Source organism: Parvibaculum sedimenti (genome assembly GCF_009184905.1).
In the GTDB taxonomy this organism is placed as follows: Bacteria; Pseudomonadota; Alphaproteobacteria; order Parvibaculales; family Parvibaculaceae; genus Parvibaculum; species Parvibaculum sedimenti.
On record NZ_WESC01000012.1, the window covers coordinates 68201 to 83535 of the forward strand.

The window sequence follows — 15335 nt, forward strand, 5'->3', positions numbered from 1 at the left end:
GCCTCAATCAAAACTCATAAGGTCAAGCCCGGCAACTATCATTAAAAAAGGGGAAGCTTTCGCTTCCCCTTTTTAATCGTCACTCGGCGGCGGCCCTGAGTTTGGCTGGTCTGAGGTCAGGTGGCGTCGCTTCGGCTGTCAGTGTCCGAATTGCTTCGTCGAGCGAGGTCACCATCTGATCTTGCGACCCGAGGCGGCGGACTGAAACCGTGTGCTCCTCCGCTTCGCGCTTGCCGGCGACGAGGATCACCGGGACCTTGCCGACCGAATGTTCACGGACCTTGTAATTGATCTTCTCGTTACGCAGATCGAGTTCGACGCGAAGTCCCGCCGCGCGGAGTGCCGCCACCGCCTCTTCGGCATAGGAGTCGGCCTCCGACGTGATCGTCGCAACCACGACCTGCACCGGCGCGAGCCAGAGCGGGAAGCGGCCTTCGTAATGCTCGATCAGAATGCCGATGAATCGTTCGAGCGAGCCAAGGATGGCGCGGTGAAGCATCACGGGGCGATGCTTGGCGCTGTCCTCTCCGATGTAGGATGCATCGAGGCGCTCCGGCAGGTTGAAGTCGAGCTGCAGAGTGCCGAGCTGCCATGAGCGGCCGATGGCATCCTTCAGGTGGAATTCGAGCTTCGGGCCGTAGAATGCACCTTCACCCGGCGCGAGCGTGAATTCGCGACCGATGGCTTTGAGTGCCTCGGCCAGTGCCGTCTCGGCGCGGTCCCATGTATCGTCGGAGCCGACGCGCTGCTCCGGACGGAGCGCGAGGCGGACCTTGAGGTCCGTGAAGCCCATATCCTCATAGACGCTTTCCAGAAGCGACACGAAGGCTTCCGTCTCGCCGCGGATCTGCTCCTCGGTGCAGAAGATATGCGCATCGTCCTGCGTCATCTGGCGAACACGCATCAGGCCATGAAGCGCGCCATGCGCCTCGTTGCGATGGCAGCAGCCGAACTCGGCCATGCGCAGCGGCAGGTCGCGATATGACTTCACGCCCTGCTTGAATATCTGGATATGGGCCGGGCAGTTCATCGGCTTGATCGCCATGAGCTTCGCCTTGCCCGAGAGGATCGGCGCCTCATCATCCGTTGACGGAATTTCATCCGGTACGACGAACATGTTCTCGCGATACTTGCCCCAGTGGCCGGACTGCTCCCAGAACTTCGAGTCGAGAAGCTGCGGGGTGCGGACCTCGACATAGCCCGAAGCATCGATGCGGCGACGAACATATTGTTCGAGCGCCTGCCAGATGCGCCAGCCCTTCGGATGCCAGAAGACCGAGCCTTGCGCCTCTTCCTGCAGATGGAAGAGGTCCATCTCTCGGCCGATCTTGCGGTGGTCGCGGCGCTCGGCTTCTTCGACCATCTGGAGATAGGCCTTGAGTTCCGGCTCCGTAGCCCAGCAGGTGCCATAGATGCGCTGAAGCATCTCGTTGCGGCTGTCGCCACGCCAATAGGCGCCCGCCAGCTTTGTCAGCTTGAAAGCCTTGCCGAGCTTGCCCGTGGACGGCAGATGGGGCCCACGGCATAGGTCAAGCCAGTTGCCCTGGCGGTAAACCGAAACATCCTCGCCCGCCGGAATGCTCTCGATGATCTCGGCCTTGTAGGCTTCGCCGATCTTGCGGAAATAGGCGATCGCCTCGTCACGCGGCCAGACTTCGCGCGTGATCGTCTCGTTGCGGTCGACGATCTCGCGCATCTTCGCCTCGATGGCTTCGAGATCTTCGGCCTTGAAGGGCTCCGCGCGTGCGAAGTCATAGAAGAAGCCGTTCTCGATCACCGGGCCGATGGTGACCTGCGTGCCGGGAAAAAGCTCCTGCACCGCTTCGGCCATCACATGGGCGCAGTCATGGCGCAGGATTTCGAGGCCGTCCGGCGTCGCGGGTGTCACCACCTCGACGATCGCATCCTCATCGATGATCGTCGAAAGGTCCTTCACCTTGCCGTCGATCTTCACGGCAAGCGCCTTCTTCGCCAGCGATTTGGCGATGCTCTCGGCAAAGGCGAGGCCGCTCAAGGGCTCCGCATGTTCGCGCACCGATCCATCCGGCAACGTCACTTTGATCATTTCATGTCTCTCGCTTCAATCCTGCGCGACCAACGTCCGTAGCGCCAAGGCATATACCACGGCACATGGGGCAAATCGCGCGGCACGGGGTCGAAACCGTGGCTGCCCCAGGGATGGCAACGGCTGATCCGCGATGCCGCGAGCCAGCCCCCTTTCCAGGGGCCATGCAGATCGATCGCCTCCATCGCATATTCCGAGCAGCTCGGCATGTGCCGGCAGCGCGGGCCAAGCAAGGGCGAAATGAACCAGCGGTAAAGCTGGATCAGGCCGCGCATTGCGAGCGACAGGGGGTCGTGCCTCATGTCGTTTCCGTGGTCATTGCCCGGCGGAATCGGCCGGACGGGTGCAGGTTCATTATAGGAAATTTGATGTTCGGCGCGCGGTCGCGGGCCTTCGCGGCTCAGGCTATCTGCCCGAGCCGGTTCTAGTGAGGGTCACGGGCTGCAGGGCAGTCCCACTCCCGGAGATGGCTGTCTGTGCCGGTCGCAGAGACACGATTTCAGTCCTCGTCTCAGCGGAGCCCCGCTCCGCCCGTTTCACGGCGGCAAAGTTAGGCCGTCATGGTTGATAGAATATTACAGCCTCGGCCCCGGATCGTCCAATATCCCGCTACTGCGCGACAGATTGGCTCTGTTTCGCGTTCATGGCCGCGTCTACCGCCTCCTCGACCGCATCGAAGATCAGCAGCGTGGAGGCATGACGGGCCTTATAGTTACGGACAGGTTCGAGGACTTCGAGGTCCTTCCACTTGCCGTCATATATCTCGCGTGGCGGCTCGCCGCCTTCCTTGAGCATGCGCCGCATGGCGGCGCCCACCTCGTGGAGTTCAGCAGCGGTCGAGCCGATCACATGCGCGGCCATGATGGAGGAGGAAGCCTGCCCCAGCGCGCAGGCCTTTACGTCGGCGCCATAGGCGACAACCTTGTCGCCATCCATCTTCACATCGACGGTGACCTTGGAGCCGCAAAGTTTCGAGACCGCCGTCGCGCTTGCATCCGGCGCGGCAAGCCGCTCCGTCAGCGGGATGTTCCCGGCCAGCTTCAGAATTCGCGCGTTGTAGATCTCGTTCAGCATTGGGCCTCTCAGCCTGCCACCCGCCAGGTGGTTCCCTGCGGGCCGTCCTCGATCAGGATGCCGCGCCCGGCGAGCTCGTCGCGGATGCGGTCCGACTCCTTGAAATCCTTGGCCTTGCGCGCAGCCGCGCGGGCGGCGATCAGACCTTCGATCTCTTCCGCATCAATATGGGGAGCGAGCCCCGCGCCTGCAAACCAGCTTTCGGGGTCTGCCTGAAGGAGGCCGATGAGATAGCCCGAGCCGAGCAAGGCGGCCTTGAGACGGGCTCTTTCGGCCTTGTCGGTCGCCGTGTTCGCCTGTTTGGCCAGATCGAAGAGAACGGCCAGCGCCTTGGGCGTGTTGAGATCGTCGAGCAGCGCCTCGAGGAAGACATCCGGCACGGCGTCGTTCGCCTGCGCCTCGACATCGGCCAGCGAGCGCAGCGCGCCATAAAGCCGGTCCAGCATTCGGCGGGCCTGAATCAAGCCATCCGCCGTCCAGTCGAGCGGCTGGCGGTAATGGCCGTTCAGCAGCGCAAGGCGGATCGCCTCGCCCGGCGCTTCCTTGATGAGGTCGTGGACCAGCAGCACATTGCCGATCGACTTCGACATCTTTTCCTTTTCGATGTTCACGAAGCCGTTATGCAGCCAGAAGCGCGCCAGCGGCGCGTTGTGATGGGCGCAATTGGACTGGGCAATCTCGTTCTCGTGATGCGGGAACTGGAGATCGATGCCGCCGCCATGAATGTCGATGGTGGTGCCGAGATGCTTCTCGATCATGGCCGAGCATTCGATGTGCCAGCCCGGACGGCCGCGGCCCCAGGGGCTGTCCCAGCCCGGCTGTTCCGGCTCGCTCGGCTTCCAGAGCACGAAGTCGGCGGGGTCTTTCTTGTAGGGCGCCACTTCGACGCGCGCGCCGGCAATCATGTCGTCGCGGTCGCGTCCGGAAAGCTGGCCGTATTCCGGATAGCTCGGCACGTTGAAAAGCACATGGCCGTCCGCCGCATAGGCATGGCCATTGGCGATCAGCGTTTCCAGCATGGCGATCATGCCGGGGATGGTTTCCGTCGCCTTGGGCTCGATGTCGGGCGGCAGCACGCCGAGCGTGCCCATGTCGTCGCGATAAATCTTCGCGTATTTGTCCGTGATCGCGGATATCTCGACGCCCTGCTCTTTCGCGGCGGCGATGATCTTGTCCTCGATGTCGGTGATGTTCCGCGCATAGACGACATTCGGATAGAGCCGCCGCAGCACCCGGGCGAGCACGTCGAACACGACGGCGGGGCGCGCATTGCCGATATGGGCGAAGTTGTAGACCGTGGGCCCGCAGACATACATGGTCACACGGGCCGGATCGGCCGGCTCGAAGACCTCCTTGCGGCGGGTCAGCGAATTCTGAAGCGTCAGTCGAAGGGGAGTCGTCATCGCGGGGTGCCTTGGGCGGGATGCCTGGTCTCGGACGCGGCATGGCGCTCGCCGCCCAGCCCGCTCCGAAGCAAACCCTGTCCATGTCAGGGATAGGCACTTGTTAATCGCCTTGATCCTGCCCGGCAAGGCTTAACATTCCGCAGAATACCAAGGGTTTACCCCCACGCCATTTGCGCTTTTAGCGGGTCGGCCTGCCTTGATAGAGCGTTTCCGCAAAGCTATATGCATCCTTGAGACGATGGAACATGGGTTGGCGCGTGGCATATAGGCCTCGTGCTTGATGGGCAAAATGGCCGATCCACTTCGGTTGGCCATGACTTGAACTGACGGCGAGCATCCTCCGCGTTTTTCGGGGTGCCGTCGGGAAACCCCTAAAGAGATGGTCATATGGACATGAATGCTGCAGTTGATGGGTTGCGCTCGACCATGACGGATCCCCGCTCCGCCCCCCTGAAGAAGCCCTCGCGTGAGGAAGCGGAAGCCGCCGTGCGCACGCTCATCGCCTGGGCAGGCGACAATCCGGCGCGCGAAGGGCTCATCGACACGCCCGGCCGCGTCGTGCGCGCCTATGAAGAATTCTTCGAGGGCTACAATGAAGACCCCTACAAGGAACTGACCCGCACCTTCGAGGAAGTCGAAGGCTATAGCGACATGGTCATGCTCCGCGACATCGCCATCGAGAGCCATTGCGAACACCACATGGTCGCGATCCTCGGCAAGGCGCATGTCGCCTATGTGCCGACCTCCAAGGTCGTCGGCATTTCGAAGCTCGCCCGCGTGATCGAGATTTTCGCCAAGCGCCTCCAGACGCAGGAAACGATGACGGCCCAGATCGCCGACACGATCAACCGCGCGCTTGAACCGGCCGGCGTCGCCATCCTCATCGAGGCGAAGCATCAGTGCATGACGACGCGCGGCATCAAGAAGCCGGATGTGGCGACCATCACCAGCCAGTTCACCGGTGTGTTCCGCGACGATCCGCGCATGGAAGCCCGCTTCATGCAGATGATCCGCGGTTAGTGAACCCCATCTCTCTATCCGGAAAACGTCATGGCCCGGCTTGTCCGGGCCATCAACGTCTTTAGGATACCGCAAAGCAAGACGTGGATGCCCCGCATGAAGCGGGGCATGACGTTTTGGGAGCAGAGCGTCATGAGCACTTCCCTTTTCGGCCCGCGCGGCAGCGAACACGAAATCGAGACCGGCACTACCCTCGCGCCGAAATTCGACGAGCACGGACTCATTCCCGCCATCGCCACCGATGTGAAGACGGGCGATGTGCTGATGTTCGCCTGGATGAACGCCGAAGCGCTGGAACGCACGATCACCACCGGCGAGGCCTGGTACTGGAGCCGCTCGCGCAAGGCCTTCTGGCGCAAGGGCGAGACCAGCGGCCAGACGCAGACGGTGAAGGAAATCCGCATCGACTGCGATCAGGACGCGATCCTGCTCAAGGTCGAGGTGGGCGGCGACGGCGGCGCATGTCATGTGGGCTATCGTTCCTGCTTCTATCGTTCGATACCGGTCGGCGCTTCCGGTCAGGTCGAACTGCGCTTCGAGGACGAAGAGCTCGGCGAACACAAGCACGGTTGAAGCCGGCTCCGTTCGGCCACATTTCCGCCTGACTGGTGCCGCGCTCGCGGATTGCACTCCACTTTGACGCCGGGCGGCATGGGCGCATGATGGCCCGGTTGATGACGACATGAAGCAACACCGAATGATCCGTCCGAAGATCGGCATAGCACTGGGCAGCGGCGTCGCGCGCGGCTGGGCGCATATCGGCGTGTTGCGCGCGCTCGACCGCGCAGGCATCGCGCCCGACATCGTATCCGGCACATCGATCGGCTCGCTGGTCGGCGGCTGCTACCTCGCAGGCAAGCTCGACCCGCTGGAAGAGTTCGCCCGTTCGCTGACGCGCAGGCGCCTGCTCGGCCTTGTCGATTTCCGTTTCCGCTCCTCGGGCCTCATCGGCGATTCAAAGCTCGAAGCCGTGATGCGCGAACATCTCGGCGACACCCGCATCGACCAGCTCGATCGCACATTCGTCGCCGTTGCGACGGAGCTTGCCACGGGCCATGAGCTTTGGCTGCGCGAAGGAAATCTGGTGCAGGCGATCCGCGCCTCCTACGCGCTGCCCGGCGTCTTCGCGCCGGTGCCCATCGACAATCGCTGGCTGATCGACGGCGCCATCGTCAACCCGGTGCCGGTTTCGGTGACGCGTGCGCTCGGCGCGCGGCTCGTCATCGCGGTCAATCTCAATACCGATCCCTTCGATCCGGCGACACGGCGACATTGGGAACAGGGCCACAATCCCTTCTATGTGCATACGCCGCCGCCCGAGCCTTACGGCCTTGCGGACGAGATCGACGAGATCGTGGAGGAAGCAGAGGCCGAGGCGGCGCTGGAAGCGGGCGATGCGGACTCGAAACTTGTCGCCGGCATTCGCGGAACGCTCGCGCGGCTGCGCGGCAAGGTGCCGACGCCGGAACGCGAATTGGTGAAGCGCGCCATGGGCAGCAAGCATCGCGGCCCAGGCTTTGCCAGCGTCATGCTCGCCTCGCTCAACATCATTCAGGACAGGCTCGCTCGCGCCCGGCTCGCCTCCGATCCGCCGGACATCGTCATCGCGCCGAAGATCGGTCATCTGACGCTGCTCGAATTCGACAAGGCGGATGAGCTGATACGACTCGGCGAAGAAGCGGCAGAGGAAGCCCTGCCGCTCATTCGCGAGATGTCCGAACTTCTGCGTTAGCTGTTCGCGATATAGAGCCGCAGCGCCTCGGACTCCATGACGGTTTCCGCGATGCGATGTTTCACGACGTCGCCGATCGAAATGATGCCGATCACCTCGTCGCGATCCACGACAGGCAGATGGCGGAAGCGGCCTTCGGTCATCACATCCATCAGTTCATCGACGGAGTCGTTGAGGCTGCAGGTGACGACGCGCTGCGTCATCACATCGTTCACCGGACGTTCCAGCGCCCCGGCGCCGGAGGCCGCAATGGCCCGCACGATGTCGCGTTCGGACAACATGCCGAGGATTTGGCCGCCCTCCATCACGACGACGGCACCGATGCGCTTGCCGGTGAGCAGGCGCGCAGCCTGGGCCAGTGTCGCGAGGGGCGAAATGGTGACAACGCCCGATCCTTTGGCTTTCAGTATTGTGGCAACGTACATGGCTCTCCTCCCATACCAAGGGAAGCCACCAACGGGGCATCGTGATCCGTGCGAACCGTCCTCCCGGGTCAGTTCGCACTCTGCCGCGGCAGCAACTACCCGAAAGTCATGTTGCGGCATTCCACCGCCCCCGGCAAGCTGCATGACGCAGGGTAAAATTGTCCCTTTTCGGGATTTTCGGCCCCATTCGCGCCTTATCCCCGGGCGACAGTCAGCGGGTTAAGCTCAACCCGGACCCAACGATTCGGCATAACCCATGTGGCAACGCGTTTACCTTCAACGTCTCAAGCACGATCTGGAACTCTGGATCGAGCGCGGCTGGGTGACGCCCCAGAATGCGGAAGCGATCCTCGCCTCGGCCAGCGGTGAGGCTACCGTCCGGCGCATTCCGCAATTGCTTGCCCTTTTCGGCGCGGTGCTGATCGGCTTCGCGGCCATGAGCTTCGTCGCAGCGAACTGGGCCGAGCTTTCCAAACTCACCAAGCTCGTGCTGCTGATGGGCGCCATGTGGGCGGCCTATGGCGCCGCCTTCGTTCTCGACCGGCGTGAACATCCCGCCTTCGCGCAGGCCGCCATCGTTGGTGGCCTCGCGCTGTTCGGCGCCAACATCATGCTGATCGCCCAGATCTATCACGTGAGCGCGGACAATCCGGGCTGGCTGCTGCTCTGGTGTCTTGTCTCGCTCGCCAGCGCATGGGCACTGCCATCACGCCCCGCCCTCGGCCTCGCCTTCCTGCTGGCGTCCCTCTGGTCCTTTTCCGTGACGCCGGGCGAAGGTCAGGTGCATTGGAGCTTCTTCCTTCCCTGGGCTGCGTCGCTCGCGCTGGCACTGCGGCTCAACTGGCTTTCGGGATTGCATCTCGCGATCCTCACAACCTGCGCATGGGCAGCCTTCAGCATCGATCCTCTCAGTGCGGCGCTCGGCTGCGGATGGAACGAGATCGCGGCGATCTATCTTGTCGTCTCGGTACTCCTCTGGCTCGGCTCGCTTCGCGTTTCGGCGACCTCCATGCGCTTCGGTTCGACGATGGAAGCCTATGGCATCGTGCTTTCGTTCGGTCTCTTCTGGGTGCTACAGGCAATGCCGCCGGAGCATCACGTGAGCGGGAGCTGGATCGCCATCATTACCATCGGCATTGTCGCCGTGGCGGCGTTCCTCCTCCGCGAGTGGAAGGCGAAGCGCCTTTCGACGCGCGACGCGGCGGGGTTTGCGGCGCTTGCAGGCTTCGGCGCGCTCTACCCGGCCTTTGCCGCAGCCGTGCCCGCGCTCGTCCCATGGCTTTATGCGGGGCTCTTCATCGCACTCGGCGTCTGGCTTGTCGCTTATGGATCAGGCCAGCGCAGCCGCTTCGCGCTCAACGCGGGCTTTGCCGCCTTCGCGGGCGAAGTTCTCTACCTCTATTTCGAAACGCTGGGCACGCTGCTCGACACGGCGGCCTTTTTCGCGCTGGGCGGCGTGATCCTGATCGCCGGCGCCTATGCGCTGGCCCGGGTCCGCAAACGCGTCGTCAACGCCGTCGATGAAGGAAGCGCGGAATGAACGGGCTCCTGAAAAATTTCGGACGCTTCGGAGCGGCCGTCATCATTCTCGCCGTGGTACAGACGATCATTCTTGTCTGGCTCATCAATGGGCGTGTCTCCCTGCTTCGCTCACATGATGTCGTCACATTGAAGAGCGAACCCATCGACCCGCGCGACCTGTTCCGCGGCGACTATGTGGTGCTCTCCTACGGCATCTCGCGCCTCGCGCTGGATGGCCTGCCCGGCGACAAGGACCTGAAACAGGGCGACACTGTCTATGTCGAGATCAGCCCGAAGCGCGACACATGGCTCGCCGAAGGCGTGTGGCGCAAACCGCCGACGCCCGCCGACGGGAACAAGGTCATTCGCGGCCGCGTAAGCCAGGTGACGAAGAACGTCCCGCGTGTCCGGCCAACGCCTTCCGGCAAGGATGTTGAAGAAACGCCCTGCCCCGAATGCGAGATGGCGACGGTCGCCTATGGCATCGAAAGCTATTTCGTGCCCGAGGGACAGGGACGCAAACTCGAAGAAGAGCGAAACGCCCGCGCGCTATCCGTCGACGTGGCGATTGCCCGCGACGGCGAAGCCGCGATCAAGGGCATTCGCCTCAATGGCGATCTTCTCTACGAGGAACCGCTGTTCTGACCTCCGCACCTCATCAGGCCATGTTGCGCCAGTTGCCGTGGAAGCCGAAAGGCACGCGGGTCGGGAGTTCGACGCGGGCGATCGGCCCCTTTGAAATATCGTCCGTATCGAGAACCACGAAGTCGCTGAGATTGCGCGATCGGTCGTAAACGAGCGTTGTGAGCCATCCATCGCCTTCCGGCGCTGCCGCCGAGCGCGGCACGAAGACGGGCTCCATCACATATTTTCCTTCGCCGGGCTCATAGACGCGGCGGTTGCCCGTCGTCAGATCAAGATGCACGAGCGTGTCGAAGGGATTGCCCGGTGTGAGGGGGCGCAGGTTCGCCGCATAGAAGCCCTGGTTGTAGACTTGGCCTGCGAAGCGCTCGTCGAAACGCGGGAACTCGCCGCCGAGATCTGTGAGCGGTTCCTCGGTGTAGCTGTTCGAATTGTCATCGAGATCGAAGGTCCAGCGCACCAGCATGGAGGGCGTATCCTCAAGGCCGATGCGTGCCTTCGTGCCATCGGTGTTCGGAAAGAGCGGTACGCGCGCATATTTCATCACGTCGGCGACGATCTTCGTTCTGCCGCCTTCATGCAGCGTGAAGGCATTCATCGGGTGATAGACGTAACAGGGATCGCCCTCGAACCAGCGCATCGTATCGACGCTCGCATTGCGGGCCATGATCCCGATGCGTGTTCCGGCATCGGGATCCCATGCGATGACTGGCCCGCCCTTCATGATGCGTTCGACGTCGATGGTGGCGGGGAAGATCGGAAAGATCACATGCTCGTCGGTGACAATGAAGTCGTGCACCATTGATGCATAGGGCGCCTTGAACATCTCCGAACGTGTCAGCCGGCCCGAGGCGTCGACCACCTGATAGGAAATATCCGGCGAAGCGGGCCCCGCCGCCATGTAGCCAAAGAAGTGCATTTCGCCCGTCCGGGGATCGAACTTCGGATGCGCGGTCATGGGGCCCGCATACTTCCCCTCAAAGGTCCAGGAGCCCGTCGTTTCGAGTGAGTCCCCATCCATGGCGACGGGCGGGCTGCCTTCGTCCAGCGCGAGCAGCTTGCCGCCATGCCATACGACATTTGTGTTTGCGACATTCTGACGCACACCTTCACCGCCAGGAGCGGCCGGCTCGCCGAACGCAGTACCGATGAGGCGGCGCCCCGCGTTTCGCTGCGTTTCGTACTGGCTGGTATGCACCCAGCGGTTGCGATAGCTCGCTTTTCCGTCCTCCACGCGGATCGCGTGGACCATCCCTTCGCCCAAGAACCAGTGATGTTTGGTTCCGAGGGGCGGAAACATTGGGTTTGGGCCGTTCCTGTAAAGTGTGCCGCGAAGATCCGCTGGAAGCTCGCCCTCGGCGACGATCAGCTCGGGCGCATCGCATTCGGCCATGACGGGCGCAAAATTACCCATAAATAGCGGATTGACTGGAAACGGCCTGGACATTGGTATGACCTCCCACGTGAGCCAAAAAACATAACGTCGTTATAAACAAGCGCTGGACAGGCCGTAAACGGTGCCCGATAGAAGTGACGCTAAACTACGGAGTTCCCCTACGGAGTGAGCAATGAGTATCGACGAGAGAACAGACAGCGCGTCCGACAAGCGGCGCTCCGCACAGCGAGCCGTGCTCCTTGATGCCGCCAGCGAAATGCTGGTGCGCGGCGGGCATGAGTCGATTTCTCTGCGTAAACTCGCCGCGAAAGTCGGCACCTCGACCATGGCCGTCTACACGGCTTTCGGCGGGAGAGATGGCCTGATCGAGGCATTGATCGAAGAAGGCTACAATCGGCTGTCCATCGCGCTCGCGCATGTCCCGCGGAACAAGGAACCGCTTCTCTGGCTCAGGAACCTCGGCACGAGCTTCCGCCATTTCGCTCTGGAGAACCACTCCTACTACGCACTGATGGTTTGCGTGAGCATGCCGCTGAGCCCCGCAGAACGGAGCCGAATTCCAGACTATGCCGACCGGCCCGTGCGCGCCATCACACGCCACCCCGCCTATAACGTGCTGCTCGATGCGATCCAGGCCTGCATCGATGAAGGAAGCCTGCCCGCCGGCCTCACCCCGGTGGCGATTTCCGAAGCTTTCTGGGCAACGCTTCACGGATTGTGCAGCCTCGAACTTGGAGGCTTCTACAAGAATGAGCAGGACGCGGAGGCAGGCTTCTCACTGGCTGCCTTCGCAGTGATGAAGGGACTGATGACGCCGAAGGGCCTCGCCAGGCTCGACGCCCTGCTCACTGCCAGCGCTACTCCTGCGGTGGCGTGACGACCGGAAACTTGCCGAATGGAAACGGCTTTTCTTCCCGCGCGAAGATCACGAAGGAAAGACACTCGCCGACATATTGAACGAGATTGCGGCTGAAGTTCCGCAACTCCTCGTTCTTTTCCTTGGTCGCAAGAATGACCACCAGCTGCACGACGCCCAGAAAAAGCGCCAGTGAAAAGGCGACATGCGCCAGGAGCGCATAGGCGATCATGTAGATAAAGCGCAGCCAGAGCGGCTCCTGCGCAGTGACCTCTGACGGTGCGGACGACGTATCGCTCATCTCGAATGCCTCCTCATCACCGGCCCTTCGCTATGGGCCCTGAATCCATGTGGTTATAGCCTGAGCGCATTCAAGGCGGTTTGTTCAGGGCAGCTTGTTGCGCCCGCTCCATTCGCCATAGCCGACATTGCCCGGCCCGCCCGAGGGCGAGGTACGATAGGGATCGAACAGGCCGAAGAAGAACAGACCCGCCAGGAAGCCGCCGAGATGCGCTTCCCAGGCGACGCTGACATTCTCACCCGTGGGGGTGATGCCGGTCGGGCCGAAGAGAAAATTGAGGCCGATCCAGACGCCTGCGAAAATCAGCACACGGCGATCGGTCAGCGCACGGCCAATGCTGGCCTGCGCTCGTGGCGCCGAGCTTGAATACGCCGCGCCGCCAAGACCGCCAAGCGGCCCATCGGCGAGAAAGACGAAACGGGCCGCGCCGCCCATCATGCCTGAGATCGCGGCGGAGGCGCCGATGACGGGCACGAGCGACCCGGCGTTGAGCCAGACATGGAGAAGCGCTCCGACAATGCCGCAGGCGAAATAGAAAAGCAGAAAGCGCAGCGTCCCGATGCGCCGCGCCACAGGGCTGCCAAAGGCGAGCAACCAGACGGAATTAACGATCACATGTGTCCAGCTTCCATGAAGGAAGGTGTAGCTGATGAGCGAAAAGAGCTCGCCAGCAAAACCGCCCGGAAAGACGAGATCCGGATGGCCCGGTACCCCGGTGAAGCGCCCGGGGAAAAGCCCGAAGAGGACTATGATTTCGCTCTGCGCCGCGTCTGACAGATTGCTCACGACACCATAGATGACGAGAACCGCGACAACGAGCGCGAGGACGACGCCGGGCACGTTGAATGCCGGCGGATTCGTCCGCCGCGCGTAAACTTCAGGGGGGATGGTCATTTCACAAGTGCCTTCAACGCGGCTTCTACGAGGGGCAGGCGATCATTGCCGAAATACATGTCAGTCTTGTCGACGAACATCGTGGGGGAGCCGAAGCCGCCACGGGCGATGACTTCCTCGGTATTGTCGCGCAACCGCTTCTTGACGTCGTCATCCTTCATGCGGCGGCTCACCATATTCCAGTCGAGCCCCACCTCGGCGCAGATGGCGGCGAGAACATCCGGCTGGCTGATGTCCTTCAACTCGCCCCAATAGGTGCGGAAGGTCGCGCGGGCAAAGGCCGGTAGCTTGCCCTCGTCGCCAGCAACGACGGCCGCGCGCATGGCGTCCACTGCACGGACGGGAAAGACCGGCGGCTGGCCGATCTCGACGCCGCAGAAGCGTGCCCAGTCCTGAAGGTCCTTCACGTAGTAGCGGGCCTTCACCGGATTGGGATTTGCGCGCTGCTCATAGACCGTATCGTTGACGGCATTGAAGATGCCGCCGACAAGCACCGGCCGCCAGTCGATCACCGCCCCCGCCCGCTCGGCCAGCGCCTCGACGCGGCTGAAGGCGAGATAGGTCCATGGGCTCGAGCAGTCGAAGAAGAATTCGAGGACAGGTTTCGGCAAGGGCTCTGGCTTTCCTGCTTGTTCTGGTTTTGCCGAGTGTCGCCCGCAAGGGCCGGCGCCGCAAGGCGCGCCCGGCTGTGCCAAGCCCCGCTGTGCCAAGGATGTACAGCACTAGCATTTCCGGTGTGCCCGTGTCGAAGCGGGACAATGCATGAGTGCGACGACGCTGCAACTCCCCCGGAAAACCACGAGATTCGACAAATCCAGACAGATCACATCTGCTGGCATACCGGTTGCACTCATGAGTTCGACTTCGGTTTCTGCCCATCTGGAACCGAACTGGAACTCAGGAGACCCATCGTGTTCGCAACCGTGAAGTCGATATCGGCACATAAGGGACTGGCCGCGCGCACGCTTGGCCTGCTCTCCATCGCCTTCGCCTTGACCGGCTGCATCACGCCGAGCGCGGGATCGAACGGGCAATATACGACGCCGGTGGGCGACGCTCCCGTCATCAGCAACGAGACGCCCTACTCCTCGGCGCTGCGCTGCCTTGCCTCGCATATTCCCAGCGACATTCAGGCGAGCCGCATCGCGGTTGGCAATATTCGCGACTATACGGGCAAGGAAGAAGCCGACGGTTCGGGCCGCAAACTCACGCAGGGCGCGTCATTGATGGCGATGTCGGCGCTGGGGAAGGCGGGCGTTCCGCTGGTCGAGCGCTACGATACCTCCGTCACCGAGCTCGAACTCAAATATACGAACAACAAGCTCATCGGCGACGCGCAGCCGAATGGCGACTATCGCAAGATCTTCGCGGGCGAAATTCGTGGCAGCGACTATTACCTTGTCGGCGGCATCACAGAACTCAACTTCAACATCCGGTCGGGCGGCGTTTCGGCCTCCGTCGCAAGCTCGTCGGATCAGGGCTGGGGCGCGAATGCGGGCGGCAAGCTCTATGTGATGAATATCGGCCTCGACCTCCGCCTCGTGAACAGCCGCACACTGGAAGTCGTCGACTTCGTGTCCTACCAGAAGCAGATCGTCGGCCATGAAGTCAGCGCGGGTGTGTTCGATTTCCTCGGCGGCAATCTCTTCGACGTCGGTGCGGGCGAAAGCGCGATGGAGCCGATCCAGCTCGCTGTGCGTTCGGTCGTCGAACGCGCGGTCCTGAAGATGCTGGTGCCGCTCTATCATGTGGACCCGAGCCAGTGCGCGAAATTCGGCGCCAAGGGCGACCCGATGGGCAAGATCGACTATCGTCAGACGAACCCCGATGCCGTCGATCATCGTCCGGTGCGCGACGACGCCCCGCGCGAGGCGGAAGCGGCAATGCCCGCCGCACCCGTTCGCAAAAAGGCGCAAGCCGATGAATCTCCCTACGCTTATTATAGCCCGATCGACAATAGCGCCGGCCTGCGCGGACAGGTCAACTGATCCACGCGACGGTGC

At 62.4% G+C, this 15335-nt stretch carries 16 protein-coding genes; 7 read left to right on the forward strand and 9 right to left on the reverse strand.

The window, feature by feature from the left end; genetic code table 11:
• Nucleotides 1–79: 79 nt before the first annotated feature.
• The 4 genes from thrS to cysS form a co-directional block, all read right to left on the reverse strand.
• On the reverse strand, nucleotides 80–2065 hold the full coding sequence (thrS, locus tag F2P47_RS13415; protein ID WP_152216885.1) for a threonine--tRNA ligase: 1986 nt from the start codon (nucleotides 2063–2065) through the stop codon (nucleotides 80–82).
• Nucleotides 2062–2367, reverse strand: coding sequence for a membrane protein insertion efficiency factor YidD (yidD, locus tag F2P47_RS13420; protein ID WP_152216886.1), 306 nt, complete (start codon nucleotides 2365–2367; stop codon nucleotides 2062–2064). The genes thrS and yidD overlap by 4 nt, the downstream gene beginning before the upstream one ends.
• Before the next feature lie 307 nt (nucleotides 2368–2674).
• Nucleotides 2675–3139 carry an iron-sulfur cluster assembly scaffold protein gene (locus F2P47_RS13425; protein ID WP_152216887.1) on the reverse strand — a complete coding sequence of 155 codons (465 nt, stop codon included), beginning with the start codon at nucleotides 3137–3139 and terminating at the stop codon, nucleotides 2675–2677.
• Between the two features lie 8 nt (nucleotides 3140–3147).
• The gene (cysS, locus tag F2P47_RS13430) at nucleotides 3148–4542 is read right to left on the reverse strand and encodes a cysteine--tRNA ligase (protein WP_152216888.1); all 1395 of its coding nucleotides are present in this window, start codon (nucleotides 4540–4542) and stop codon (nucleotides 3148–3150) included.
• 396 nt (nucleotides 4543–4938) lie between these two features.
• Between cysS and folE the strand changes: the two genes are divergently transcribed.
• From folE to F2P47_RS13445, 3 genes are all read left to right on the forward strand, one after another.
• The gene (folE, locus tag F2P47_RS13435) at nucleotides 4939–5565 is read left to right on the forward strand and encodes a GTP cyclohydrolase I FolE (protein WP_204886692.1); all 627 of its coding nucleotides are present in this window, start codon (nucleotides 4939–4941) and stop codon (nucleotides 5563–5565) included.
• Nucleotides 5566–5697: 132 nt separating this feature from the next.
• Nucleotides 5698–6138, forward strand: coding sequence for a phosphoribosyl-AMP cyclohydrolase (gene hisI / locus F2P47_RS13440; protein WP_152216889.1), 441 nt, complete (start codon nucleotides 5698–5700; stop codon nucleotides 6136–6138).
• A gap of 109 nt (nucleotides 6139–6247) precedes the next feature.
• Nucleotides 6248–7297 carry a patatin-like phospholipase family protein gene (locus tag F2P47_RS13445; RefSeq protein WP_152216890.1) on the forward strand — a complete coding sequence of 350 codons (1050 nt, stop codon included), beginning with the start codon at nucleotides 6248–6250 and terminating at the stop codon, nucleotides 7295–7297.
• On the opposite strand, the gene F2P47_RS13450 is transcribed toward F2P47_RS13445, so the two are convergent.
• The gene (locus F2P47_RS13450) at nucleotides 7294–7722 is read right to left on the reverse strand and encodes a CBS domain-containing protein (RefSeq protein ID WP_152216891.1); all 429 of its coding nucleotides are present in this window, start codon (nucleotides 7720–7722) and stop codon (nucleotides 7294–7296) included. The genes F2P47_RS13445 and F2P47_RS13450 overlap by 4 nt on opposite strands.
• Nucleotides 7723–7978: 256 nt before the next feature.
• Here F2P47_RS13450 and F2P47_RS13455 point away from each other — a divergent pair, with 256 nt between their 5' ends.
• Nucleotides 7979–9262: a DUF2157 domain-containing protein gene (locus tag F2P47_RS13455; protein ID WP_152216892.1), complete on the forward strand. Its 1284-nt coding sequence runs from the start codon at nucleotides 7979–7981 to the stop codon at nucleotides 9260–9262.
• On the forward strand, nucleotides 9259–9888 hold the full coding sequence (locus F2P47_RS13460; protein WP_152216893.1) for a GDYXXLXY domain-containing protein: 630 nt from the start codon (nucleotides 9259–9261) through the stop codon (nucleotides 9886–9888). The genes F2P47_RS13455 and F2P47_RS13460 overlap by 4 nt, the downstream gene beginning before the upstream one ends.
• 13 nt (nucleotides 9889–9901) lie before the next feature.
• On the opposite strand, the gene F2P47_RS13465 is transcribed toward F2P47_RS13460, so the two are convergent.
• Nucleotides 9902–11332, reverse strand: a complete 1431-nt coding sequence (locus F2P47_RS13465; protein ID WP_185681112.1) for a carotenoid oxygenase family protein — start codon at nucleotides 11330–11332, stop codon at nucleotides 9902–9904.
• 121 nt (nucleotides 11333–11453) lie between these two features.
• On the opposite strand from F2P47_RS13465, the gene F2P47_RS13470 reads away from it, so the two are divergent.
• The gene (locus F2P47_RS13470) at nucleotides 11454–12158 is read left to right on the forward strand and encodes a TetR/AcrR family transcriptional regulator (protein WP_152216894.1); all 705 of its coding nucleotides are present in this window, start codon (nucleotides 11454–11456) and stop codon (nucleotides 12156–12158) included.
• Here the strand turns inward: F2P47_RS13470 and F2P47_RS13475 are convergent.
• From F2P47_RS13475 to F2P47_RS13485, 3 genes are all read right to left on the reverse strand, one after another.
• Entirely contained in the window at nucleotides 12139–12438 is a 300-nt protein-coding gene (locus tag F2P47_RS13475; RefSeq protein WP_152216895.1) for a DUF4389 domain-containing protein, read from the reverse strand. The genes F2P47_RS13470 and F2P47_RS13475 overlap by 20 nt on opposite strands.
• Before the next feature lie 84 nt (nucleotides 12439–12522).
• Nucleotides 12523–13332 (reverse strand): rhomboid family intramembrane serine protease, encoded by an 810-nt coding sequence (locus tag F2P47_RS13480; protein WP_152216896.1) that lies wholly within the window; start codon nucleotides 13330–13332, stop codon nucleotides 12523–12525.
• Complete coding sequence (locus tag F2P47_RS13485; RefSeq protein ID WP_152216897.1) at nucleotides 13329–13943, reverse strand: 2-hydroxychromene-2-carboxylate isomerase; 615 nt, start codon at nucleotides 13941–13943, stop codon at nucleotides 13329–13331. Before F2P47_RS13485 ends, F2P47_RS13480 begins: the two co-directional genes overlap by 4 nt.
• Before the next feature lie 300 nt (nucleotides 13944–14243).
• On the opposite strand from F2P47_RS13485, the gene hfaB reads away from it, so the two are divergent.
• Nucleotides 14244–15320 (forward strand): holdfast anchoring protein HfaB, encoded by a 1077-nt coding sequence (hfaB, locus tag F2P47_RS17950; protein ID WP_281349293.1) that lies wholly within the window; start codon nucleotides 14244–14246, stop codon nucleotides 15318–15320.
• Nucleotides 15321–15335: the final 15 nt, after the last annotated feature.